Consider the following 26,092-nt stretch of genomic DNA (forward strand, 5'->3'; position numbering starts at 1 on the left):
CAATGATATTTGATTCTTTTTCAAAATTAATAAAAGGGCAAGCAAGTGGTGAATTTGAGCCCAAAAACTTAATTTAGCTTTCATGAATTTATTACCAAACTTTCCTACCCTTTTTTCCCTAGAGCATAAGACCAGTCACAAAGGGAACATTACATTTCTGGAAAATCCCAACCTTGAGAATTTTTCAAATAGGAGGAGTTTTTGGATTTCCCAAGTGCCCGATGGCAGCGTGAGAGGAGTACATGCCCATAGAAAAGAAAATCAGGTGCTGGTTTGTCTGCAAGGAGAGGTGGAAGTGCTTTTGGAAGATTTGAAAGGGGCAAAGTTTGAGTTTAGACTTCAGTCAGAAGGGGAAGGACTTTTTGTTCCCAAACTTCACTGGCAGCAGATTAAATTTCTCAACAATCCCATTTTAATGGTGTTTGCTGATAAAGAGTATTCGGAAGCGGATTATATTAGAGATAAAAAAATATTCGATGCGCTCAGAACTAACGATTGACAAGGGGTACAGCATTGTTTTCAGAGATGGGGGACTTTCTGAAAAGGATTATTTTTTGGCTGGGATAAAGTCAGATTCACGTTGCTCCTATTATGAGTGTATGTTATATAAAAGAGATCAGTTGCTGGTCGAAATTCAGGTGGCTTTAAATTCCGACGGAGTTGCGCAATCACTTCCTAAAACTCCTTTTGGTGGGATTTGGATACATCATATTGTGAATTCGGAGGTATTTTCGGATTTTCTGAAATCCATACTTTCTTTTGTCAAGGAAAAGGGAGGGACTGAATTGATAATCACCCAAGCCTCATGTCTTTATTCCCCTCACTCAGATACAGTACAATATTTTCTTCAAAAAGAGGGCTTTGAGTTGGTACATGCACAAAACCATCACTTTTTTGAAGGAAAGAAAAAGCTAAAGGCTGAGCAGAAGCTCCTTTCTGCTAAATACAATAAAAAGCTCAAAGAAAATGGATTAAAAGTTAGTGTAGGAAACATTCAGAGTTTTAATTTCCTCAATGAAATAAAGGCATGGAACCAGTCCAGAGGGTATAAAATATCCTTTGACGAAAACCAGCTCATTAGCCAAGTATCTGCATTTCCGGAGAGGTATTTTGTGATCAGTGTGATACAGGGAGTCGATTATATCGGACATGCTTTGGCTGTAAAGTTGACCTCCAAAAGTATTTATTATTTTCTCTCTGCGATCAATCCAAAGACTAAAGTTAAGCTCGCAGGAGAGCTAATTATGGTCAATCTCATCAAGTTGGCAGTAGAACAAAAAGCATCCTTTGTGGATTTTGGCTCTTCAGAGGTGGAAGGGGTGCCCAACCATTCTTTGATATTTTTTAAATCCAAGTTTTCCAACTGCACAAGAAACAAATATACATGGAAAAGGCAGCTTTAGATGACCTACATTGGCCAAAGGTTTCTGTAATTTGTACTTCTTATAATCATGAAAAATTTCTCTCACAGGCATTGGAGTCTATCTTGGAGCAGGACTATCCCAATTTGGAAATCGTCCTGATTGACAATGGAAGTAAGGATCGGTCACCTGAACTCCTGACAAACTGGTGTGGTAGATTTAAGGATCAAGTTCCCATTCATTTGATACTGAGACCTGAAAGGATCAACTACTGTAAGAGTTTCAATGAGGGATTTGACCTTGCTACAGGTAAATATTTTGTAGACTTTTCCACCGATGATCAGTTTTTGGTTAATCATCTTAAAAAAATGGTGCAAAAGATGGAGCAAAACCCCGAAGCCGCAGCGGTTTTTTCTGATGCTTATTTAATCAACGGTACTGACAAAAAAACTTTCTTTCCCAGAAAAGGGAACGGTGAATTGATACATCCGGTGGAAGAAGGTTTTATTTTCAAGCGATTGGTTTCATCCCATTATGTTCTTTCAGCAGCAATGATGATGGATGCAGATAGCTTTAGGGTTTTGGGAAAATATGATGAGACCTTGGAATATGAAGATTTTGACATCCTGGTCAGAATGGCAAGAAAGTTTCCGCTGTTTTTCTCCAATCACGTTGGAGTTGCCAAGTACGGACATGAAGGGGCTTTTTCAAAAGAGCAATACAAATCAAGAAATTCCAGAACATTACCTTCGACCTTGAAGGTCTGTTGGAAAATTGCCAGCATGAACAGAAATAAAGAAGAAAACGAAGCACTGTCCAAAAGGGTGGTTTATGAGTGGAGGCAAGCCTTGCTTTCTGCAAATTTTGAAGTAGCGGAAGGGTTTTTAGAGCTTGCTGAAAAGTTGCAGATTAAAGGGTCTAAATTCACTTTTTTCAGATCCTGGACAAAGACAAAGCTTGATGTTTCCTTTGTTTTTCAAAAGCTTTCAAGTTTCGCGGTGTAGATAAAGGAGTTTTTTGTTCGGCCTGATGATAATTACCCTACAATTACTTCCACCATATTGGACCTTTGAAGATATTTCTTCCCAATAGCTTGAATTTCTTCAGGTTTGAATGTTTTTATGTAGTCTAATTGCTTTTCATAAAAGCTGAAGTCCAGTCCTGCTTGATGTATGGATTTGAATCTGCTGATCAGGTCAAAGGAAGAACTGAAATTGGAAAGCAGGTTGCCTATGAGGTAATTTCTAACAATTTCAATTTCCTCTTCAGGAATGGGTTCCAATGCAAGTTTTTCAATTTCAAGGTAGATCTCCTCAATCACTGCCTCCGAGTGTTCCTTGATTACATCCGCCATTACAACCCAGTAGTCAGCATTTCTCAGGCTGCCTATACTACTATAAATCCCATAGGTATGGCCTTTTTCTTCCCTTATGTTTTTGATCAGTCTGCTGCCGAAATATCCTCCCAAAAACACATTGAAAACCCATAAACCAAAATAATCTGGGTGGGTTTTGGGAATAAGGTGACAGCCTATTCTCAGGCTTGATTGAAGAGAGCTTTCTTTTCTCTCTTCTAATCTGGATTTTGATATGTTTTCGAAATGGGTATGACCACTTAAAGTGTTGATTACAGGAAGTGTTCCCAATAGCTGACAAACCTGTTCTACTTCGTCATCGCTAAGATTCCCAGCTAGGAATACCTCCGGGTTTGCCCAGAGTTTTTCTTTGTAAAATTCTTCGAGGTCACTCTTTTCTATGGCAGCGACATCTTTTTCATCTGATATCTGACCAAAAGGATGTGAAGCTCCAAAAAGCTGTTGTCTGAACAGGTGACTGGCGCGGTTCCCGTTTTGTTCCCGCTGAATACTTATGCTCAGTGCCTTTTGGGATTTTCTTTTGGCCAGTTCTTTTTCAGGGAAAACAGCCTCAGTCATCAACTCTCTGAACACAGGGAGCACCTTTAAAAAATGTTTTTTCGTAGTAAGGAGACCGATTCCATTGTGCTCAAAATTGCTGATAACTTCTACTTCTGATGCAAAAGTGTCGAAAAAAGCATCTAACTCATCGCTGTTTTTGGTATGGGTACCCTCTGTAAGCAAATGAAGGGCAAAGGAGGCGACCAGTTTCTTTTCTTCCAAACCTGTCACCCTGTTGGAATCAGCATTGATCTCAAGTTTGACAGCACTTATTTCAGGTGTAGACATAAAATACAAATGGACTCCGTTTTGAAGAGTCCTTTTGCTTGGGGAAGGAAATGAAATCTGCTCCGGAATCTGAAATGCCGGGGCCGTGGTTCTGTCTACACTCATTTTGTAGGAATATTGTATGTAAGGGAGATCCTAAGCGTCTCCGCCAATGGATGATTTTGTATCTGAGGTACTAGGTAGGAGAAGTCAAAAGCCAGAGTTTCTTTGTACAAAAACCCTACACCCATAGTGAAATACCTTCGGCCTCCTTTGTTTGGGTTCTCATAGAAATAACCTGACCTCAAAGCAAATACATTGTTGTAGGTATACTCCATTCCAAAAGACAACATTAATTCTTGCATTTCTTCTCTAAACCCGCCCGGAGCATCTGCAAATGATCCAAAAATTCCGGAAAGCAAAGGTCTGTTAGGATCTCTTCCTGGGGGTTCAATTATCGGATTTCCATCAGGATCGGTTACTATTACCCCATCTTCAGTTCTGTAAATAGGAGGGGATGGCACCAAAAGTTTATTAATATCAAAAGCAAATGTAATCGAATTAAAGTCGTTGAAGTTTACTTTATAGGCTGTTCCCAACCTCAGATTCGTAGGAATAAAATCAAGGTCTTCAGCACTGTTATAAGTGATTTTAGGCCCAATATTGGTAATGGTGGCACCCCAAGAAAATGTCCCGGTTTTGTCACCTGGGAAAACTTCTTTTGAATAATAAACGCCCACATCTGTTCCCACACTGATTCCTGGTCTACTCTCAGCTCCACCTGCGGATGAGATATTTCCGGAAAGATTGGAATGGATAAACCTGGCAGAGATTCCCAATCCAAGGTTTTCAGAAAGCTTTCTGGAGTAAGTACCTCCGATAGCAAGGTCTCTTGGTGTAAACTCACCAAGAGGATTTCCTATGCCATCTGTAAGTTCAATATCTCCCATGTTGAAATACCTTATGTCAAATCCCCATGAGGATACATCATCTATTCTTTTGTATCCGGTCAGGTAAGAGACAAACATATCATTTACCAACCTGCCCAGCCAAGGAGAATAAGAAAGTGAGAAGGCCATGTCATTTTCCACAAATGCAAGTTTACCTGCATTCCAGTGGGCAGAAAATGCATCCGGACTGGTAGCCACCCCGGCATCACCCATTGCGGAGTGCCTGCTATCAGGAGCAAAATTAAGAAAAGGAACAGCAGTCGTAATGACTCTGTTCTCTGGATCTTGCCCTGAAATAATCGGAGAATTCTGGGCAACAGCACTCAGGGATGTAAGACAAATCCATGAAAAAATGACCGCTGTGAGGACTGCTGATGAAGCTATTTTCATTGAATGATTATTTTTCCGCTTTTTCGATCTGAAGTTCCGTCTTTTTCAGAATCAAGTGATAACTCGTAAATATAAGTTCCTTTTATGGGATAATTGGTTTTGTCATGGAAAAAAATCCACTCCAAATCTTCCAAAACGGGACTAGCTTCCACATAACGCCTAGTTATGGAATATATTTCACTGCCCAATACAGAAAATATCCTCAAACTTAACCTCATATTTTCTCCAGGTCTGTTGTGGCTGATCCTGAAAGAACTCTTTCTGTTTGCCGGGTTAGGGTAAGTGGTACTTTCAAGAATACGGATATTAGAAATACCATTGACTTTCAGAATTGTTTCGAATGTGGATGCATTCCCGACGTTATCCCAAGCGGTTATGCTTATTTGATTTTCTCCTTCCTGTAAATCCCGGATTTGCGTAATTACCTGGCCCTTTTTGAAAGATCCTTCCAAGGCTGAATAAAACCTGTTGAGGACTTTGGGACTTTCTTCATTTACAGTTAGGGTGATATCTTGGCCTATACCGGCTGATGATATGTTGATGCCACTTTGGTCCTCCAGAGAAATGTATATAGGAATGCTGCTGCTATTGATCGGATCTGGTTGGGCTTCTTGATTTTCTCCAAAAAGCACTCTTATGATCGGTCCTTCCGAGTCATTTGGGGGATTTTCCACACTGCCTCCAATGGGAATATTCTGTGCTCCAAAAGCTTCCTCTTTACCATCCTGAAGCGTGGCAAAAAACCGGATGGTGCCTGTCCCATCTGCATAGTCAATTTGGGAGGGAATAAATGCCTCCGACTCGAACTCACCATTTTTTACCTCTCCCTTACCCTGAAAGACTATAGAAGTTAGTTCTTTGAACTCCACAGGACTGCTTTCATCACCAAGTGTTTTCTGCAATTGTGATTTGTCGAATATGTTGATTTCAAAGGTTCCGTTCATATTGGCCATGAGGGAGCCGGAAATGGGATCCTTGATTTCCCCTTTGATCCTAATAGCTTTTTGGGCTTTAAGAGTGTCGGTTTCCATTTCTGTATCAATCCTGAGGATTTTTCCGATTTGGGTCTGTAATTCAGGGACAGCAAGCTTCAGAGAAGGATCTCCGATCAGGGAAAAATTTCTGTTGAAAGGACCATTCAAGCTGTTGTTTTTTGTTTCCTTGAAAATACTTCCCAAATTTCTGATTTCACCGTTTTCCCGCTGAAATACATTTGCTATAAATGCACTGTTAAGCCGGAAATTGACACTGCTGAATACAGGTCTACCTGTAGTGAGCAGGGCGATGGCCCCTTTGTTTTCAGCAAGAAGGAGTTCCTCTGCCCCGGATCGGATAAAAGGGCTATCCTGTCTGCCAAATTCACAAGTAGCTGTGACAAACAATGGTAGGTAGGGATTGTCAGGAAAATCTGCCAGATCACTCACAGTGAAGACCCTCTCCGCTGTCAGGGTTGTTTCATTCCCATGTCCAATGTAGTTAAGGATCAAAAGACCTTCATCTAGATTTGTTCTTAAAGCTTCCCTAGCAGCTGGGGAAGTCTGTATTCCTGCCGTCCGTACTTGTTCGAAGCGGTCCAGGTATAATTTTCTGATTTCAAATTCAGGAAAATTCTCCTGAATATGCTGGGCATGGGATTCAGCATCATTGAGGTGGATGTTGTTGTCTCCGTCATCGGCCAGGAAGGCAAGATTTCTTTTCCAATTACCAGGGATATTCCCCGGTGTTTCATATTTGATGATTTTGTCTACGGCTATTCGCGCTTCGGCCGGTGTTATCGCAGGAATTCTCCCTACACCTATGTCCATCACTTCGTCTCCTTCAGCATTTTCTATCCATTCCCCTTTGCCGAGTTCCAAAAAACCAAAAAAGTCATCAGAACTGTAAGTGGTAAGTGGATTTAGGCTGTTTCTGCTGGTGTAAGTATAGACAAGGTTAGGTCTTCCTCCCAGTTTGGATTTGAAGTCAAAAGTGCCTTTACCAAACAGAAGTACATTTTTAAGCGAGGAACTATTGTGGAAATGAAAAGCAAGGTAATTCCGGATAGCACTTACGTCTTTGTTTCCATATCCAAAAGCATCGAAGATTTCCTCTGGTGTAAGTACAGTAGTGTTAATTCCCATGCCCTGCTTGTGTGCTGCCAATCTCCTTGCTTGATTGAGCAGCAGGGGGGATGAAATGATGACCAAAGGACTGCTGATAGACTGCGTTCTGGCACTGATATCAATTCTTTTGAAATCACTGATTGTCGAGGTGCTTGATGGGTTAAAGACTATCAAAAGATCACCTTTTTCCAGATTGCCCTGATTTTTTATTTGACTGATATTGCCTGAATTGCTTTTTTTCCACAATTCCAATTCGCCTGAATAATTGATAATTGCTTTTTCAGTCAGATTAAAATATACACCCTCAGATAATCGGTTTACAGGATAAGGAACCGCCAGAAGCATATAATCCACATAACCACTTCCATTTGCATCGCCTGTGGAATAAGTTGAACGTATGGTAGTGTTGCCTCCGGGATTTGTGAGCATGCCTGAGAAAACTTCTTCCCGTCCTTTAATTCCGTAAGTGGTGTTGGGGATGGCTGGTAAATCAATTGATCCTAAGTTTTGACTACCATTTGAAAAGGCAAAGGCTGAGGATGTAAATGACTGTGCCATTACTTTGGCTTGGAAAAAGGCATTTTCAAGGTTTCCCGTGGGGATTTCTACGTGAAATTCCAATTGTCCATTGTTTGGGATGGGGTTGGAGTACCATTGCCTTCCTGAATTTAGTAGGTTGATATTTTCCCATTTTTTGCTCCAGACCCTGTAAAGTGATGCCTCGATTCCGGATGTGACCGAAGCTTGTTCAGGCCCTATTGATTTTCCTTTTGATTTGGGTCCAATAATGTAAAATAAGGTGTCGGAATAATGGTGATGGGAATACTGAAAATTATCTTCCAAGAGGCTGACCACATGTGGTCCGCTTGCATAAAAAAGTATCTGATCACCTGAAATTTTGGAAGGGATTTCCTGTAATTCAAAAATAGTACTGTCAATTTTTTGAGGGAGCATCCCGTGATTACCATATATGGATACTTCTTCAACACTGGAAAAGCCAAGAGTATTAATTTCATTGAGGCTGATACTATAGACCCCCTCTGACTGGATTGGAAATTTAAAAAAATTCTGTTGGGCAGTAGCTGTATGAAAGAGCAACTGACTTTGAAAAAAAAGGACTAAACCCACCCAAAGATGTGAACGGAAACTATGCATTTTTAGAATTCAAACCCTCCACTACCGACAGCCCAATATAAGAAATAATCAGAAGCGGAATACCTGCCAATCCAAATGCTAAAACACAGACAAGGCCAATAACCAAAGTCAGGTAACGGTAAAGGTTGTCCTTGATGCCATAACTTTTGAATTTCAGTGCAATCAATGGTAATTCTGCAACCAAAAGAAGAGACATCACAATGCTTAAAGCTATCAGAACTTCCGGTTTGGATAGGAATTCCCCTAAAGTTTCAAACCTATCTATTAAAAAAGGCAAGGTGCTGATCAATAATGCATTGGCAGGGGTTGGAACTCCTATGAATTTGTCAGATTGTCGGGTATCTATATTGAACTTTGCGAGTCTTAAAGCTGAGAAAATACCCACCACTAAGGTGATATAAGGAAGTATTTCAGAATCCGTATTTTCCGAAACCATCTGGAATAGTATAAATGAAGGAAGTACCCCGAATGTCACCAGATCAGCCAATGAGTCAAGTTGTTTGCCTATTTCGGAATGAACCTGCAGGATTCTCGCTACAAATCCATCCAGAAAATCAAACAAAGCAGCCAAAAAAATCAAGTATGCACCCCAAGAAATGTCTCCGTCCAAAACGAAAACAATCCCTACCATACCGCAAAGTAGGTTGAGGGAAGTAAGCGTATTAGGTATATGTTTTTTGATATTCAAAATCCGGCTCTTTTACCCACAAAAGGATTGTACTCTTTTTCATAACCTATGGTGGTCATTGGACCATGACCTGGATAGATCTTAGTGTCTTCAGGAAGCGAAAACATTTCTTTCTTTATAGCATTCAGCAGTGTCTGATGATCTCCTCCGGGTAGGTCAGTTCTTCCAATACTGCCTTGAAAAAGCGTGTCACCAGCAATGCAGATTTTTGAATTTTCATGGTAAAATACCAAATGGCCAGGTGCATGTCCCGGAACAAAAAGCATTTTTATGATAGCAGTGCCCAGCAAAAGATCTGTGTTTTCGTCCAAAAAATCATCAGGTTCCGCTTCCTCATAGGCAGGGAATCCGTAATTTGAAGCATAAGTGAAAACTGACTTCAGTACAGGAAGTTCTTTTTTATGAATCAGGAATGGAACCTTGTACTTTCTTTTGACATAGGCATTTCCCAGGACATGGTCTATATGGCAATGGGTATTGATCAGCATCCGCACGAGGAGCTTTTCCTGGCTGATGAAATCGTCCAATTCTTTTTTCTCGTGATTTTCATAACAACCCGGATCAAAAATTATGGCCTCCTTACTGTTGTTATACAGTATGTAAGTGTTTTCCATGAAAGGGTTAAATGTAAAAGTTTTCAAATGCAGCATACTGAAATGAGTTGTTTGGGTCAAAATAACGAAGAAAGAATATATTTTTGGGCATGGAAGTAGATTTTTTACTCATTGGACAAGGATTGGCCGGGACGGTTTTATCTTTCAGACTATTGGAAGCGGGCAAATCGGTTTTGGTCTTGGATACACCTGCCCAAAATAAAAGCAGTAGGATAGCAGCAGGACTGTACAATCCGGTAACAGGTAAGAAAATGGTCAAGACCTGGATGGCGGATCTGCTTTTTCCTGAGATTGAGTTTTTTTATGAAAAATTAGAAAAACTACTAAAGACTAAGCTCTTACACAAAAGGAACATTTACAGGCCATTTCTCAGTATTGAAGAGCAAAACGAATGGATGGGACACAGCGGAGACCCTGGAATGGGAGCTTACATAGAGAAGATACTTACCAGTCCTCTATATGAAGATGTATATAATCCTTATGGAGGAGTACTTTTGAAAAACTCCGGATTTTTGGATATAAATGCTCTTTTGGATGCTTATTCGCATTATTTGCTGTCGCAAAATGCTTTGCGTCAAGAAAGGTTCCTTGAAGAAAATCTTATAATTGAACAGAATGGTGTAAGTTATGGAGATGTACTGGCAAAAGGGGTTGTTTACTGCAACGGACTTGGAGCGATGGAAAGCAGATTTTTTGAGAGTATGCCTTTTGCACCGGTAAAAGGAGAAATTTTGGATTTGGAGCAAGATTTTTCACCCGAATCCATCATAAACAGAGGCGTGTTTCGTATATCATTGGAAAATGGTCTGAAAAGGGTAGGCTCAACATATTCTTGGCATGATTTGGATATTGGCCCAACAGAAAGGGGTAAAAATGAGTTAATGGAAAAGTTAGATAAGCTAATTCCGGAAAAAAGTGTTGAAATAATTCATCATAAATCAGGAATCAGACCAGCTACTAAAGACAGAAGACCTTTATTGGGAAAACATCCTGAGCATCACAGCGTTTATCTCTTCAATGGTCTGGGTGCAAAAGGAGTTTCTTTAGCACCATATTTCAGTAAAATGATGATTGACTTGCTCCTTAATGGAAATGAACCCCAAAAAGAAGTAAACATTAATCGGTATAAATGAACATAAAAAGTATTTTTCAGTATATTTAAATCCAAGTGGATACTAAGAATGAAAAGTAGGATTTACCTCATCATCGGATTTTTAATCTTGGCTATGGGTCAGGTTTTCGGGCAATTTGAGAGAGAGCGCTTTGGTAAAAACAGGGTTCAGCACAAAAACATAGAGTGGTATCACTATACCTCCAATAATTTTGAGGTTTATTATTATGACGGTGGAATCAACAATGCCCGGATGGCGATAGATTTTCTGGAGGCCGAGTTTGACCGGCTTACCCAGATGATAGGCTATGTGGCTTATACCAAGCCTAAGATTTTTATTTATAACTCAAAAGATGAAATTAGACAGAGCAATCTCAATCTCAATAAAGATGAGTTTACCATAGATGGCCAGACATTTTTCAGTAGACTATTGGGAGAGGTTGCGTTCCCTGGTAATTGGGATCAGTTTAAGGAGGATTTGATCTATACTACTTCCAGGGTCATCATTGAAGAAATGCTTTATGGCTCTACCATAGCTGATGCTTTTCAATCTAACCTGATCAACAGTTTCCCTGAATGGTATATTGATGGAGCAGCCAGGTATCTCGCTTATGGTTGGAGCAGAGAGATGGATGATTATGTAAGACACTACTTCAAAAACAATAAGAACATAAAAATCCACAGACTCAAAGGTATTGAGGCAAGTCTGATGGGTCAATCCATCTGGAATTTTATAGTAGAGAAATACGGTAGAAGATATGTGTCCAGTATACTTAACCTGAGTAGAATAAATAGAAATGAAGAAAACAGCATTGCCAATACCATAGGATTAAATTATAAATCATTCACCGAACAGTGGCGATTATTCTATGAATCTACTAGCGAACCGGTATTTACTACATTCAAGGATGTTAATTTTTCCAATGAAATTGCCAGTACTGTCCCAAGTCATTTCGGTGTAATTACTGATATTAAGTTCAGCCCTGATTCCAAACATCTTGCCTATGTAATTAATAATGGAGGTAAATATAAGGTTCAGATCAGGGAGATGTCCTCTGGTACGGAGAGGACTCTTTTTTCAGGTGGTTCAAGGACCAATGATTTACCTGTCAACACTGTAGGGCCAGTAATTGCTTGGAGAGATACCCTTAACCTAGCCTTGGCAACAAACAGAAGAGGAACCACTGCTTTGAGGGTACGGGCGATAGATGGTTCTTTTCAGGATAGGATTTTTCTTAGAAATATAACCCAGATCTTAAGTCTGGATTTTAACTCTACAGGTAGAAATATGGTGTTGTCAGCCATAGCCAATGGGAAATCAGATGTTTTCACACTCAATACCAGAGGACAGGGCAGAAGGCTTACCAATGATGTTTTTGATAATCTTCATCCCGTTTTTTTAAATGATTCTACGGTTATCTATTCCTCTAATTTCACTGAAATTGCCGACACACTTCTTACCAGAACTCCGGATGTAAATCTGTTGCCAAATTATTTCAACTTGTTCAAGGTAGATCTTCTGGATTCCCTGAAAACCACAAAACTTACAAACCTCAATACCAGGAATGTCAAACCAAGGGTCTTGAATTCTAACAACGTGTTGATGATTAGCGATCAAAGTGGTATCAATAACCTCATGAGACTCACCATTTCCAATGGAATCGCAAGTCAGGTCTCAGCATGGAACAGAAGTATAGAGGTGTTTGATTACTCATCTACCACTAATAGAATCGCTTTTGCTGTGCGAGATGGATCCCAAAGCAGGTTGATTATAGAGTCTTTTTCCAATGCAGATCAGTTTACCCCGAGTACTCCAAGGGTTCAGCTAACGCAAGCCAAAAATTTAAGTGAAAGAATTTCAACAAGAAGAGCTGAGCAACCAACGCAAACACAGGCAGAACCAGAGTCTGTGGAGTCTCAGGCAGAAGCGATAGAACAACTTAGGATGAGAAGGCCACTTCGTACACCTGCTACTGCAACAGAGGAAGGTCAAGAAGAAGTTGAAAGTGAAGAACAATTGGAAGAGCTGTTAAGCGAGGAAGAGCTGGAAGAGCTTTCTACAGAATCAGAGCTACAGGAAGAAATAGAAGGGCAAGAAGAGAGATTGGAACAGCTTGCTGGAGAATCCCAAGAGCTTGCAAGAGATACTACAGTGCAAATCAGACTGGAGGACTTGATGTTGGGAATTCCCCCCGCGTCCGCGCCGGCACCTAGAACCCAACAGCCAACATCTCCGAGTCCAGCACCTTCTCCAAGGCTTCCAGAACAGGAATCCGTACAGGATACTGTTCCTCAGCCACAAAGCCTGACAGGAAGTATCAATATAGAAAGGCTTCGGTTTGAGAGGAGAGCTGGGGTAGATACAGATAACTACACCTTTGATACTATTCCTGTTGTGAGTCCACAGCCTCAACAAACAGGTAGGACACAAGGAGTACTGGGAACCAGAAGTAACCTTTTGGAGAATTTCCGAAGGCAAAGTGCCCAAAAGCGAGTGACAGGTCCAAGGCGTATGACGCCTCAATTTATCACAACCAGCTTGAGCAATGACTGGGTGGTAGATCCATTGAGAGGGTTTGGCTTGTCGCTGTCCGGTAAAATGACGGATCTTTTGGATAACCATTCCTTTCAGGGAGGCTTGATGTTCCCGCTTGATTTCAGATCGGGAAGTGATATATTTTTCGAGTATGAATACCTAAAGCAAAGAATTGATGCCAGATTTAGGTTTGATAGAAGGGCAATTGTATTTACTTCTCCGGATCTCAATCAAAGATATGTGTTGAATAAGGCCGAATTAGGTCTTTCCTATCCATTGAATGTGCATTCCCGAATTACTGTAGCACCGTTTATCGCGAGAACCCAATTCTTTAATCTCAACGCAGATTCCATCATCCGAGGAGTCATTCCTGAGCAAAACAGATTGGATGTCCAATATGCAGGTGGTAGAGCGGAATTCGTCATCGACAAAACCGATCAGTTGGGATTGTTCATGCAGCAAGGATTCAAAGGAAAAGTTGGGTATGCGCACTTTCAGGGATTGAATAGGGGAGACAGGTCCTTTTCCAATTTTTACTTAGATGTAAGAAACTACCAAAAAATACATAAAAATATCATCTTAGCTTCAAGGCTATATGCGGGTTCCTTCTTTGGGAATAATCCTCAAAATTATCTTGTTGGTGGCATGGACAATTGGTTGTTTAACCAATTCTATTCCCCACCGGCCAACAGACCTGAAGAGTCTCCTGTCCGCAACCCAAATGCCGTAGAAAACTCCAATATTCTTTTTGCGGAATTTGTGGACTTGAGAGGATACTCTTTTGATGAGATCCGGGGAAGAAATGTGATGACCTTCACTACAGAACTGAGGATTCCACTGTTCTCTTACCTGTCCAGAGGGAACATTACCTCCAATTTTATCAAAAACTTCCAGTTGGTTGGATTTTATGATATAGGATCTGCTTGGAATGATGCAGCGCCATGGGAACGGGTCAATGACCAGAATACAGAAGTGATTACTACACCTGGGTCACCATTTACCATTACGATAAATAATTTTAATAACCCTTGGCTTCAAAGCTATGGAGCGGGATTAAGAACAGTTCTGCTTAATTACTATTTCAAATTTGATTTGGCCCAGCCCGTCCGAAATTATACTAGGGAAGATTTAAGGTTTTATGTTACCTTGGGCTATAATTTCTAAATTTTACTTAAAAAGACATGATCAAATCTATGACAGGATATGGGTCTGCCAGTTATGAGGATGAAGACGTTCTAATAAGCGTAGAAGTCAAAACTCTCAATTCTAAATTTTTAGACCTCAATATCAGAAGCCCCAAGCAACTTTCAGAAAAGGAATTAGAAATCCGAAATCTGGTATCCAAGGTTTTGGATAGGGGAAAGGTGAATCTCAACATTGAATACTTGGACAAATCAGGTCAAGACCTACCTGTTCAGATCAATGAGGAGCTTTTTGAAGCGTATATCCTTAAGTACCAAAACCTAGCTGATAAAGTAGGGATAGAGGTAGCAGATCTTTTCAAATTAGCCATACAATCTGCCAATGTGGTCACTAATGTGGTGGAGAAGAAGTCTGATACCGGCAACTGGGATTTAATCAAAAAAGTCATAGAAGAAGCCCTGGTGAATTGTGACGCATTCAGGATGGATGAAGGAAATGTCCTTCTTGGCAAGTTTCGCGAAAACCTAGATGTAATTCAAAATGGTTTGGAAGAAATAAAAAGGCTCGATCCAGTTAGGAAAGAAAGAATCAGAGAAAGAATCAGCTCAAATTTCAAAGATTGGTTGGAAGAAAATGAATTTGACAAAAACCGATTTGAGCAAGAGTTGATTTATTACTTCGAAAAAATAGATATCACCGAAGAAATTGTAAGGCTAGGAGCACACCTGGATTATTTTCTTAAAAATATGGAAGAGGGAAATGCCCAAGGAAAAAAGCTAGGCTTTATTTCTCAGGAAATTGGAAGGGAAATCAATACCATTGGCTCAAAGGCCAATGATGCCAAAATGCAGCAGTTTGTAGTTGTGATGAAAGATGAACTGGAAAAGATCAAGGAACAATCTTTAAATATCCTTTAAAATTAAAAAAGCAGGCAATAAAGTTTATTGCCTGCTTTTTTTAAACATTAGTGGTGCTTCCTGTGCCTGAACGCTTTTTAAGTTGCCTCCTTTCGTAGGCCGAGATAGGCTCAAACTTGTCGTCAATATCTACTCCTGTGAGATAATCATTGATAAACTCCCGTACTTCCTGAAAAGAAAGGTTATGCAATATTTTTCCGTTTTTTGCCAGTGAAACTTGCCCTGTCTCCTCAGAAATGATCAAGACAAGGGTTTCTGTGGCTTCAGACATTCCGATGGCAGCCCTGTGTCTAAGACCGAATTGGGCTGGTACATCGCGTTCCGTGACAGGGAGGATACACCTTGCTGCTTTTACCTTTCCGTTGTGTATGATTACGGCTCCATCATGAAGTGGGCTGTATTTGTTGAAAATAGAAATGAGCAACCTTTTAGATACCAATGCGTCAAGAATGTCACCACTTTCTGCATAGAATTTCAGTTCCGAATTACTGGAAATGACCATTAGAGCTCCAGTGTTTGTCCCGGACAGACTTTTTGCCGCTTCTATAATAGGGTTGATATTGAAAGCTTGGGTTTCTCTTTTTCGCCAAAACAATAATTCCTGCAAGATATTGTCATTTGACAGAAAAGATGACCTTCCTATGATCAGAAGGAATTTTCTGATTTCAGGAGCAAAAATAATGATGGCGGCGATCACACCGACCCCCATAAACTGGCCCAAAATGATAGAAAGTAATTCCATCCTCAATGCACTTACCATGAGGTAAATCAAATAAATGGATAGAAAGCCAAGGAAGATTTTTATCGCTACACTTCCCCTCAAAAGTTTATATACCTGATAAATAAGGATACTCACCAAAGTGATATCTATCAGATTCACGATGGAAATATCTAAAAATCCTATTTTGAAGAGTAAATTCAAGGGTAAAGTTGTTTGTATAGCGTTAAGGTTTGTTTAGCTTCTTTCACGTCATGAACCCTTAAAATGTTCGCTCCTTGAATCAAAGAAAACATATTTAGGGCTGTAGTTCCATTCAGCGATTCCTTAGGTGTCAAATCCAGTTTTTTATATATCATTGACTTTCTAGATAATCCTACTAAAATCGGCGTATGAATATTCTTAAAATAAGATAAATTTTTGAGAATCCAATAGTTTTGTTCCAAAGTTTTGGAAAAACCGAAGCCTGGATCAATTATTACATCTTTTATGCCAGCTTTATAGCAGACTTCAACTTTCTCCGAAAAATATTTACTGATTTCCAATAAGATGTCTCCGTACTCAGTCTGCTCTTGCATGCTCTTTGGATTGCCTCTCATGTGCATGGCAATGTAGGGGACGGAAAGATGGCCTACGGCAGGTATCATATCAGGGTCCAGCTGTCCAGCTGAAATGTCATTGACCATATCTCCTCCGGAAGCAATTGCCTCTATTGCTACCTGACTTCTGAATGTATCAATAGATAAAAGAACGTCTGGGTGACTTTCCCTGATAGCCTCAATCGCAGGGATTACCCTGTCCAATTCTTCTTGTAGGCTTACTTCATCAGCACCCGGCCGGCTGCTGTAGCCGCCAATATCAAGGATGTCAGCACCTTCTTGGACCATTTTATTGGCTTGTCTTTTGACCAAATCAGTATTTTTGTCCAGCCTGCTTTCTTGATAGAAGGAGTCAGGTGTCACATTGAGAATTCCCATTATCTTGGGCTTATCCAAGAAAACGAGCTTTCCTCTACAAGTGAGTGTTTTTTTTGGGGGAAATACTATATCTTCGAAATCCGAAGAATTATTGAAAAGACCAGACATTAAATAAAGAAGCTTTGAAAACGCAAACGGTAGGCGAATATAATGAAGTTATCAGCCTTTGTAAAGAACTTTTTAAGAAGAAAACATTAGATTATGGAACAGCCTGGAGAATTCTAAGGTTGCCTTCGATTACGGACCAGATTTTTATCAAAGCGCAGCGTATCCGTTCCATTCAGGAAAAGGGAAATCAAAAGGTAAATGACCCCATTGCAGATGAATTTATCGGGATCATCAATTATTGTATCATTGCTTTGATACAGCTTTCCTTGCAGGAAGATGATCGCCTTGAGCTTCCCTATGAAGAACTCGAACCTTTGTATGATCGTTGGGTTGATTTGACCAGAGGGCTATTAGAAAATAAAAACCACGATTATGGTGAAGCGTGGAGGGATATGAGGGTGTCTTCCATGACCGATATAATTCTCATGAAACTTTACCGGGTAAAACAAATCGAAGACAATCAGGGTAAGACAATCGTGTCAGAGGGTATTGAAGCCAATTATCAGGACATGATCAATTATGCCGTATTCTGCTTAATCAAATTGAAAAGTAATGTTTAGACAATCTGTTCTGTTTATTATCCGCCTCTTTGTAGGGGGATTGTTTATTTTCTCGGGATTGATTAAGGTCAATGACCCTGTGGGTACAGCCATCAAGCTGGAGGAGTATTTTGATGTATTCAGCAATGATATAGCCTCTTTCTTTTATGTTTTTAAGGATATAGCACTGCCTTTAGCGGTGTTTTTGGTGGTGGCTGAAGTAGTCTTAGGGGTAATGCTCATATTAGGTGTCAGGCTTAGATTTACTGTCTGGGCCTTGGGCTTGATGATATTGTTTTTTACATTTCTGACTTTTTATTCGGCATATTTCAATAAGGTCACTGATTGTGGTTGTTTTGGAGATGCGATCAAGCTTACTCCTTGGGAGTCATTTATCAAGGATGTGATTCTCTTGGTGCTTATAGGGGTTTTATTTGTATATAGGAATACTTTTTCAAATGAGGGCCCTTCTTGGGCCAAATGGTCTGTCAGAATAAGTTTGGTGCTTTCGGTAGCTTTGGCAATTACTGCTATTAGAAATCTTCCTTTCATTGATTTCCGGGCGTATAAAGAGGGAGTAAATATTCCTGAAGCCATGCAGCCATCTGCTCCTTTGGAATATGAATATGTGATGACCAAAGACGGTGAGGAATTTGTGTTTACCCAATATCCTTCGGACGATTCTTATGAGTTTAAGGAAATGCGGCTCATCAATGAAGATGCTCTTCCCAAAATCTCTGATTTTGCTGTTTGGAATGAGGATGGTGATTTTACAGATGAAATTCTAATGGGTAGAAAGGCCGTGATACTTATTACCTCAATTTCGAAAATGAATACCACTCAATTGGATAATTACGATGATTTGGTAGCCGGCCTTAATGGAAGCCCAATTGAACTACTGGTAGTAGCGGCATCGTCCCAAGAAGAAATCAACGGTTTTATTCAGCAGCGTGGATGGGATCTACGAGGCTACCAAGCGGATGCTACAGTTATCAAGACCATCATGAGGTCCAATCCTGGCCTGATGCTTTTGGATGATGGTAAAGTCTTGAGGAAATATCATTTTAGGAATACCCCGGATACTGAGGAAGTGATAGGGGTCTATGCCCAATGAGGATGAGAACGCCCCTCAAAATAGTATTGGTAGGAATGCCGGGAAGCGGCAAGTCAACCTTTGGTAAAGCATTGGCAAGACAGCTGAACTTCGCCTTTGTAGATCTGGATGAGGCCATTGAAAATGAAGAGAGCAAATCCATAAGGGAAATTTTTGAAATAGAGGGAGAGGGCAGGTTTAGGGAATTAGAAACCGACTACCTTGAAAAAGTACTCGATGGAGTTGAAGGTTTTGTGCTTTCCACTGGTGGAGGAACTCCTTGTTTCAACGATAATATGGACTTGATTAATGAAAAGTCCGTGTCAGTGTATTTAGAAGTTACCAATGAGGAACTCTTAAAAAGGCTTCTTAAAGATCAAGCTGGGAAACGGCCTATGTTTGCCGGAATGGATGAAGGTGAAATGATCCTTAAAATCAAAAATCTTTTGGCCCAGAGAGAAGCTTACTATTTGAAAGCAAAAATAAAGCTCAGCGGAGATGATATTTCCACTGAGCTTTTGATATCTGAACTGATGTCGTTTTTTAGATAAAAGATTTTTAAATTTATCTAAGCTCGATAGGTTCTACTATAAGGTGTAATCTACCTGTCGTCACTGTATAAGGTTCGTATGTAATTATTTGGGTATTTATTAATTCACATGGAGGACTATTACGTCCACCGCATCCAATTGGCCAGTTTCCATTGCTGATCGTGTAGTTAAGAAAGATAGGGTCTTCAAAATGTAATCTTGCTTCACCTAATAAATCTGAAGATTGAGTCGTTTCTATTGCAAAAGATTCCGATTCAGTGATTTCCCCTGTTGCACCGAATTTAAACCCGACTTTTTCCCCGAATTCAAAATTAGTTCCAATTTTCGTTTGATTGGTTGTCGTTATTGTAGTTTTTATATCAGGGTCTTTTTCAATTATAACAAACTTCCAAGTATTTCCATATCTTTCAAAATTCCAATCTTCTATAGGAATATTTAAAGATACAGTGGGAGCTTCTTCGCTTATACCTTCAAATATTCTAAATGTTCGACCTCTTCCACCATTTTCAATTCGGTATTTAATATTAAATAATTCATATGGCTTTAAGGAAAAAGATCTAACATATTTTTCTTGACCTGTTGGGGTCGTAATTAAGACATTTATCTCAAAATCAAAATAGCCGTCAGTCCATTCTGGTAGTATATTTATCATTTGGTCATTTCCAGTTGGAGATGGGTCCTCTGGGCTATTGCTTATAAAATTAAAATCCGCAGGTGGAAAATTGAATCTCATGCCTGTTATGACCTCCATGTATTTTCTATTCAAAGGGCCTCTTGTTATATTTTGGGAAGCGTCTAGGCCATAGTAAATATTGTCGCGTTGCCACTCTACTTCTGATTCAATTGCATTAATAATATGCGAATAATCAGAAAGTAAACCGACTCTAAAATAACTTGAATTTGTTTCTATTCTTGAAATGGCTTCATTTTCATAGTTGTGATTAATATCTTTAGTTTTATAGTTATTGTCTGTTATGAAATAAGATTCACCATTTAAATTTAATACTAAATCACCTAGATTATTATAGTTTTTTATTTGAGTATCACTTGATGAGATAATTCTCTCATTGTTTTTGATTACTATGATTGGATATGCAGGTTGGTACCCTCTGGGTATTTCATACTTTTCTCCATCGCTACTAATTGCAGTAATAGCTGTTTTTCTATCATTAACATCATCTATAGCTATGTCTACAAGTTCATTTTCTGAGTCCCAATCAAAAGCGGTAAAATCTATTAAGTCAGGGACTAGAATTGTAAGTAAAGGAAGGTTTTGGATGGCTGAATTTGTTTTTTCTCTATTTTCAGAATAATCTAAAATTGTCTCATGCACACTTTTACCTGATTTCATTAAAGTTTCTTTGAAGGTATGATAAAGAATATCATAATCACCATTAAACATCTTTAATGCTTCCTCCTTTATGAGATTCCTTAACTCTGGTTCGTTGAAAATTGCATTTCTAAGTGCCAGTGCAAATGTTATTTTAGCTTCTTTTTCATTAATTTGAATTTCTTTTTTCTTAAACTCCGTGTTGTCTGAGTAATCTTGTTCGCATGAAAGCGTGAATAGTGCTACTGCAATTAGAATGATTTTAGATAATTTTTTCATAATAAATTAATGTTTTTAATAGCTGTAAAGTTAAAAAAACATATTAAATATAACTAAAGTAATTTTAAATAATAATAAAATTATAATTATTGATTTTTATTATGTTACACATAATGATTTTTTTATTTCAAACTATAAAATATGTTGAAAATAATAATTAATTAAAAAGAATTAGCTTTTTGAAGCTGATTTATCGAAAAATGACAAGGGAATTATTTTTTTTAAATTTTTTCTGAAAAATGAAAAGCAAATTGTTGCATTTCAAATGATTTTTTTGATATAGAATAAATTAATTCAATTTCTTGATAGAGGAATATTCAATCTTGAAAAAATTGGATTTAAAAACTCTTTTAAGAATTGAATACGTTATGCAAGGTAATTTTGCAAAAAAAAAAAGCCTATTCATTAAATTCTCATAATGAATAGACTTCTTAATATCTATTTATTTTGTTCAATTAGAAATTAAAACCAATAGTCAATAATCCTTGATTTACATTCCTTCTTATTGTACTTAAAGGTCCAATATTATTTCCCAAATTATTAAATAACGAATATGAAAAATATGGATTTTCAGAAGTCGAATTAATTAATGCGAAATCCACGTAAAACTTCTCTAATTTAACTCCTAAACCACCTGAGAATTGTATTAGGCTTCTATCAAAATTTTGGTCAATCGTAGGGTCTCCATAAAAAGCATAGCCCGCCCTTAGTCTCCAAAAATTTAACCTATATTCACCTCCTATTCTGTAATTTATTGTTTGTCCGAGAGAATTTGAAATTTCAAAATTATCTATTGTAGGATCAAAATCTCTAGAATTAATTCGATTTTGGCTATAATCAATATAATCTATATCAGCACTAATGAAGCCATTTTTACCAAAGAAATAAGTCGCCCCACCACTTACAAAAATTGGGGTTCTTAAACTATTCGTACTCAATTCTATATTGCTAAACTCTCTTTCTGAAAATTCTAGTTGACCATTTAAATCATAAAATTCCCCAATAATATTAGCATCCACTTCTTTATTAAGTCTATGCCAGGTTGGACTTTTGAAATTCAATCCTAAATTAATAGTTTCAATTGGTTTGTAAATTAATCCCAAATTTATATTTGCTCCAAAGCCATTAATTTGAGTGTTATCTTCAATGGAATAAATTAAGGATCGAATCCCATCAGAATCTCTAAATTCTTCACCAAAAATCCTATTTTGAAAAAAGTTGACTGATTGTAACCCTATACCTCCACCTATAAAAAGTTTGTTGTCAAAATTGGCTCCGTAAGATATTGATGTCTGCGAAATTCCACCTTCAGTAATTATTATTTCATCACTTAATGGCTGTCCTATTGCGTACAATGGATCTCTGAAAAAACCATCTGTTTCATTTCCTTGAACTAGTTCAATATCAAGGACTAATCCATCGGTAGCACCAAGAGGGGGTTCTCCAAATGCATTATATTGACTTATGTAAAAATCAAGCAGTGAGCTCTGATTGTTTTGAGTTGAGAAATGACCGAACTGATTATTAAAATTAGCAATGCGATTAAAACTTATACCAAAGGTTCCACCTCGAAAAGATCCAGCTTCAAGTGGTCCTTTAGGACTACTCAAGGCTAAACTAAGATTTGGTAATGAAAAATTTGGAGTTCTGTCGTTTTGCAGTTGTCCTAAAAAGGTTGTTTGAGATTGAGCAATGCTATAAGAAGGTGACAGGCTGAACTCTGATTTCCGAAAAAATCCTAATCCGGCTGGATTGGAATGTATATTAGAAATATCCCCTCCGAGTGATATTTGTGTACCCCCTAATCCTAAAATTCTAGCAGAACCTGTTGAATAATATTTACTAAATCTTAAAGCATCCTCGAAATAACTTGTCTGGGCCAAAGAAAAACCCGCAGACAATAGAAAAAAGGATGTAGCAAATAATAGCTTTTTGGTTGATATCATATAAAATCAGAATTGTTGACTGAGTATATGTTTTCTCAAATAATATGCCTTTAAGGTAATAAGTTGGCAAAAAAAAGGGGGAATTAATTCCCCCTTCCTCCTCGTGATCCTCCGGAGCTCATTCCGCCTCCGCCGCCACGGCTAGCGCCGCCGCTGCTGAAACCTCCACCACTGCTGCCTCTACTTGGCGCGCTTCTCATGGCTGGAGAACTGCTCCTGCTCGGAGAGCTCATCTGATTTCTTGAAGGGCTCATGCTTCTTGATGGAGCCATTCTGTTATTGTTGTAAGTACCGGCATTGCTTCTATTGTAAGAAGGACTTGTACTTCTGGTACCCATTGTACTTCTTTGCGTATTTGCTCTTGAAGGAGCTGTATATGCACTTCTAGCATTCTGTCTAGTGTTAGTGTTATACGCAGGCCTCGCATTGTTGATCCCAGTTCTTGAACTAGGTCTTGTTGCAGCAGCAGAGCCTGTATTCCTAACACCCGGACTGGCAGAAGTGTTTGCAATTCTACTATTTTGTCTTACGTATTCATTTTGGGAAGTCCCAAAATCTCTATTGGCATTTCTACTGGTAGAAGGAACTAATCCTGATCTGCCTGTAGAAGTGGCAGTATTTGCCGCATCTCTTCTTGCAGCTCTTGTTGTAGCGGGATAATTGGAAGAGGCCAATCCACTAGTACCTACAGCAGTACCTGCACCTCTGGTAGGTCTGGCTCCTCTTACGATTTGCCTTCCTGCTTCACCCGGATAACCTGGAGTGACGAAGATAGGTCTTCCGCCCCATCCCCAACCGGGACCCATGCCCCAGCCGCCCATCATAGGCATGCCCATACCCCAACCGAAGCCACCGCCCCAGCCGAAGCCCATGTTCATGCCCCACATGGAGTTCCATCCCATGCCCCATCTAGGACCCATGCCCCAGCCAAAACCTGGTCTCATACCCCAACCCATCATGCTAGGTCCCCAGAAAGGATCCCAGAATGGGTCATAAAAACCTCCCATCATCCATGGATTTCCAAAACCCATTCCCATCATAGGGCCTCCCCAACCCCACATCGGTGCACCAAAACCCATCCCGAAACCTAAATTAAGGTTGAATCTGCTTTGGTTGAAGCCTTGTCCAGGTAGACCTGCGCCTGATCCGTAGAAATTATTGTAAACGTTGATGTTCGGATTATTTTCCTCACCCTGACTTTCGTCAAAATATACAGTTCCTTCTTCTTGGTTGGAAGTAGTAGACTGGTATCTGGCCAAGTATTCAGGGTTTACATTTCTTGCAGAAAAGTTTTCCTGATCAAATTCATCAGATGAAATTGTACTTAAACTTTGGAAATTTTGAGGGTTGTTGTTTGAAACTGCAAATTCTGTAGCGACTTGAGCATCAGATGCCATAAAATACAGGTCATCTGTTTCGCCACCTCTCATAGCATTGTAGCTGGTGCTACAGGATGCTAGCAGAAGCATAGCTCCAGTTCCAAGTGTGAGGATGTGATTGAGGTTTTTCATTGTGATTGGTTTTACTGACTACTACTTTATACGGACCATATAAGAGAGGGTTATTAAATTTTAAATTATATTTGCCTCCCGCAGTATTGAGCGAAGATAACTAGATTTTTGAATTCAACAAAAACACTATGAGCAAAGGATTGCCAAAAAGAAGTGAAGATTACTCTTTATGGTATAATGAGTTAGTTAAAAGAGCAGATCTGGCTGAAAATTCTCCGGTAAGGGGTTGTATGGTCATTAAGCCCTATGGTTTTTCTATCTGGGAAAAAATGCAGGCCCAACTGGACAAGATGTTCAAAGAGACTGGACATCAGAACGCATATTTCCCGCTTTTTATTCCAAAGTCATATCTTTCCAAAGAAGCAAGCCATGTAGAGGGGTTTGCCAAAGAATGTGCGGTGGTGACCCATTACCGTCTCAAAAACTCTGAGGATGGAAAGGAAGTAGTAATAGATCCTGACGCTAAGCTGGAAGAAGAACTTATTATTAGACCTACATCGGAAACCGTCATTTGGAGTACGTATAAAAATTGGATACAGTCTTACAGAGACTTGCCTCTATTGGTCAATCAGTGGGCCAATGTGGTAAGGTGGGAAATGAGAACTCGGCTATTCCTTAGAACTGCGGAGTTTTTATGGCAAGAAGGACACACTGCCCATGCTACCAAACAGGAGGCAGTGGATGAAGCAGTTCAGATGATGGAAGTGTATGCGGCGTTTGCCGAACAGTATATGGCTGTGCCTGTAGTAAGAGGTATCAAAAGCGAAAATGAAAGGTTTGCTGGAGCTGAAGATACCTATTGTATCGAGGCGCTGATGCAGGATGGTAAGGCACTTCAGGCAGGGACTTCCCATTTTCTTGGTCAGAATTTTGCCAAAGCTTTTGACGTGAAATTCGCCACTAAAGAAGGAGGACTGGAATACGTTTGGGGAACATCCTGGGGTGTAAGTACGCGTTTGATGGGGGCTTTGATCATGGCCCACTCAGATGACAATGGACTCGTGCTTCCTCCCAAACTTGCTCCCAATCAAGTGGTGATAGTGCCTATCTATAGAGGAGATGAGGAACTGGCTAAAATTTCAGAAAAAGCCAAAGAAATCATGACCAAGCTAAGGTCAAAAGGTATTACCGTTCACTTTGATAACAGAGATACGCATAAACCAGGATGGAAATTTGCCGAATATGAATTGAAAGGTGTGCCTTTGAGAATTGCCATGGGACCGAGGGACTTGGAAAACAATACCATTGAGCTGGCCAGAAGAGATACTTTGAGCAAAGAAACTGTGAATCTTTCTGAGGTGAATTTGGAAGATTATATCTTTGATAAATTGGAGGAAATACAGAATTCAATTTACACAAAGGCACTTAGCTTTAGAAAAGAAATGACCACCGAGGTGAATTCCTGGGAGGAGTTTAAGGAAATTTTGGAAAGCAAAGGTGGATTTATTTCTGCCCATTGGGACGGTACCGGGGAAACCGAAGACAAAATCAAGGAACTTACAAAAGCTACTATCAGGTGTATCCCTATTGATCGTGAGGATGAAGATGGCCAATGTGTGTTTTCAGGCAAGCCTTCAAAAGGAAGGGTTTTGTTTGCCAAAGCATATTAAATTCAGAATAAACGGGAATGGGATAGTTTGGTCACAGAACTCATTTTAATAGTTTACATTACTTTGTCCAGTTATAAAATGACAAGAAAAAAGCTGTCAGTTTTCTTTTTGGAACGATAAAAATTTAAGGTGTTTTGATTTGTAAACCCGGCTTGATTAACCTGATCTGTTAATATGACAAACTAGGACTACGAAAAAAAAGTAAAAATCTATGTGCTTCCCATCTAAAGAGTTAATAAAATGAACTAAATATAAAAAAACCTCCACAATGGAGGTTTTTT

Annotated in this window: 20 protein-coding genes; 10 read left to right on the forward strand and 10 right to left on the reverse strand. The window is 39.3% G+C overall.

From position 1 onward, the window contains the following. Positions 1-82: 82 nt before the first annotated feature. The 3 genes from EGN73_RS00500 to EGN73_RS00510 are packed head-to-tail and all read left to right on the forward strand — an operon-like array spanning position 83 to position 2,365. The gene (locus EGN73_RS00500) at positions 83-499 is read left to right on the forward strand and encodes a sugar 3,4-ketoisomerase (protein ID WP_219286082.1); all 417 of its coding nucleotides are present in this window, start codon (positions 83-85) and stop codon (positions 497-499) included. Continuing rightward, entirely contained in the window at positions 477-1,403 is a 927-nt protein-coding gene (locus EGN73_RS00505; protein WP_246611402.1) for a hypothetical protein, read from the forward strand. Before EGN73_RS00500 ends, EGN73_RS00505 begins: the two co-directional genes overlap by 23 nt. Next, entirely contained in the window at positions 1,385-2,365 is a 981-nt protein-coding gene (locus tag EGN73_RS00510) for a glycosyltransferase family 2 protein (RefSeq protein ID WP_219286083.1), read from the forward strand. Before EGN73_RS00505 ends, EGN73_RS00510 begins: the two co-directional genes overlap by 19 nt. A 32-nt stretch (positions 2,366-2,397) precedes the next feature. Here EGN73_RS00510 and EGN73_RS00515 read toward each other — a convergent pair whose 3' ends face one another. From EGN73_RS00515 to EGN73_RS00535, 5 genes are read right to left on the reverse strand one after another with little or no spacing between them, the layout of a single operon-like run. Then, complete coding sequence (locus tag EGN73_RS00515; protein ID WP_219286084.1) at positions 2,398-3,669, reverse strand: M16 family metallopeptidase; 1,272 nt, start codon at positions 3,667-3,669, stop codon at positions 2,398-2,400. Further along, the gene (porV, locus tag EGN73_RS00520; RefSeq protein WP_219286085.1) at positions 3,666-4,883 is read right to left on the reverse strand and encodes a type IX secretion system outer membrane channel protein PorV; all 1,218 of its coding nucleotides are present in this window, start codon (positions 4,881-4,883) and stop codon (positions 3,666-3,668) included. The genes EGN73_RS00515 and porV overlap by 4 nt, the downstream gene beginning before the upstream one ends. Further along, positions 4,880-8,140 (reverse strand): type IX secretion system sortase PorU, encoded by a 3,261-nt coding sequence (gene porU / locus EGN73_RS00525; protein WP_246611403.1) that lies wholly within the window; start codon positions 8,138-8,140, stop codon positions 4,880-4,882. The genes porV and porU overlap by 4 nt, the downstream gene beginning before the upstream one ends. Continuing rightward, entirely contained in the window at positions 8,133-8,828 is a 696-nt protein-coding gene (gene pssA, locus EGN73_RS00530) for a CDP-diacylglycerol--serine O-phosphatidyltransferase (RefSeq protein ID WP_219286086.1), read from the reverse strand. The genes porU and pssA overlap by 8 nt, the downstream gene beginning before the upstream one ends. Beyond that, positions 8,825-9,478, reverse strand: a complete 654-nt coding sequence (locus EGN73_RS00535) for an MBL fold metallo-hydrolase (RefSeq protein ID WP_219286087.1) — start codon at positions 9,476-9,478, stop codon at positions 8,825-8,827. Before EGN73_RS00535 ends, pssA begins: the two co-directional genes overlap by 4 nt. Positions 9,479-9,531: 53 nt before the next feature. Between EGN73_RS00535 and EGN73_RS00540 the strand changes: the two genes are divergently transcribed. From EGN73_RS00540 to EGN73_RS00555, 3 genes are read left to right on the forward strand one after another with little or no spacing between them, the layout of a single operon-like run. Then, a complete protein-coding gene (locus tag EGN73_RS00540) occupies positions 9,532-10,575 on the forward strand; it encodes an NAD(P)/FAD-dependent oxidoreductase (protein WP_219286088.1) in 1,044 nt (347 codons plus the stop codon). A 48-nt stretch (positions 10,576-10,623) separates the two neighbouring features. Continuing rightward, complete coding sequence (locus EGN73_RS22450; protein ID WP_246611404.1) at positions 10,624-14,253, forward strand: biopolymer transporter Tol; 3,630 nt, start codon at positions 10,624-10,626, stop codon at positions 14,251-14,253. A gap of 17 nt (positions 14,254-14,270) precedes the next feature. Continuing rightward, on the forward strand, positions 14,271-15,149 hold the full coding sequence (locus tag EGN73_RS00555) for a YicC/YloC family endoribonuclease (protein WP_219286089.1): 879 nt from the start codon (positions 14,271-14,273) through the stop codon (positions 15,147-15,149). A gap of 40 nt (positions 15,150-15,189) precedes the next feature. Here the strand turns inward: EGN73_RS00555 and cdaA are convergent, their stop codons facing one another. Both cdaA and folP read right to left on the reverse strand, forming a co-directional pair. Then, positions 15,190-16,071 (reverse strand): diadenylate cyclase CdaA, encoded by an 882-nt coding sequence (gene cdaA / locus EGN73_RS00560; protein ID WP_219286090.1) that lies wholly within the window; start codon positions 16,069-16,071, stop codon positions 15,190-15,192. Beyond that, positions 16,068-16,952 (reverse strand): dihydropteroate synthase, encoded by an 885-nt coding sequence (gene folP / locus EGN73_RS00565; RefSeq protein WP_219286091.1) that lies wholly within the window; start codon positions 16,950-16,952, stop codon positions 16,068-16,070. The genes cdaA and folP overlap by 4 nt, the downstream gene beginning before the upstream one ends. A gap of 14 nt (positions 16,953-16,966) precedes the next feature. Between folP and EGN73_RS00570 the strand changes: the two genes are divergently transcribed. The 3 genes from EGN73_RS00570 to EGN73_RS00580 are packed head-to-tail and all read left to right on the forward strand — an operon-like array spanning position 16,967 to position 19,135. After that, complete coding sequence (locus EGN73_RS00570) at positions 16,967-17,512, forward strand: DUF1599 domain-containing protein (RefSeq protein WP_219286092.1); 546 nt, start codon at positions 16,967-16,969, stop codon at positions 17,510-17,512. Next, complete coding sequence (locus EGN73_RS00575; RefSeq protein WP_219286093.1) at positions 17,505-18,605, forward strand: BT_3928 family protein; 1,101 nt, start codon at positions 17,505-17,507, stop codon at positions 18,603-18,605. Before EGN73_RS00570 ends, EGN73_RS00575 begins: the two co-directional genes overlap by 8 nt. Positions 18,606-18,607: 2 nt before the next feature. Further along, positions 18,608-19,135 carry a shikimate kinase gene (locus EGN73_RS00580; protein WP_219286094.1) on the forward strand — a complete coding sequence of 176 codons (528 nt, stop codon included), beginning with the start codon at positions 18,608-18,610 and terminating at the stop codon, positions 19,133-19,135. Positions 19,136-19,148: 13 nt separating this feature from the next. On the opposite strand, the gene EGN73_RS00585 is transcribed toward EGN73_RS00580, so the two are convergent. The 3 genes from EGN73_RS00585 to EGN73_RS00595 form a co-directional block, all read right to left on the reverse strand. Beyond that, positions 19,149-20,744: a hypothetical protein gene (locus EGN73_RS00585; protein ID WP_219286095.1), complete on the reverse strand. Its 1,596-nt coding sequence runs from the start codon at positions 20,742-20,744 to the stop codon at positions 19,149-19,151. A 455-nt stretch (positions 20,745-21,199) separates the two neighbouring features. Further along, positions 21,200-22,690: an OmpP1/FadL family transporter gene (locus tag EGN73_RS00590; protein ID WP_219286096.1), complete on the reverse strand. Its 1,491-nt coding sequence runs from the start codon at positions 22,688-22,690 to the stop codon at positions 21,200-21,202. 83 nt (positions 22,691-22,773) lie between these two features. Beyond that, on the reverse strand, positions 22,774-24,201 hold the full coding sequence (locus EGN73_RS00595; protein ID WP_219286097.1) for a hypothetical protein: 1,428 nt from the start codon (positions 24,199-24,201) through the stop codon (positions 22,774-22,776). A 128-nt stretch (positions 24,202-24,329) separates the two neighbouring features. Between EGN73_RS00595 and proS the strand changes: the two genes are divergently transcribed. Then, on the forward strand, positions 24,330-25,811 hold the full coding sequence (gene proS / locus EGN73_RS00600) for a proline--tRNA ligase (protein WP_219286098.1): 1,482 nt from the start codon (positions 24,330-24,332) through the stop codon (positions 25,809-25,811). Positions 25,812-26,092 lie beyond the last annotated feature (281 nt).

This window comes from Arthrospiribacter ruber, assembly GCF_019343195.1.
GTDB lineage: Bacteria > Bacteroidota > Bacteroidia > Cytophagales > Cyclobacteriaceae > Arthrospiribacter > Arthrospiribacter ruber.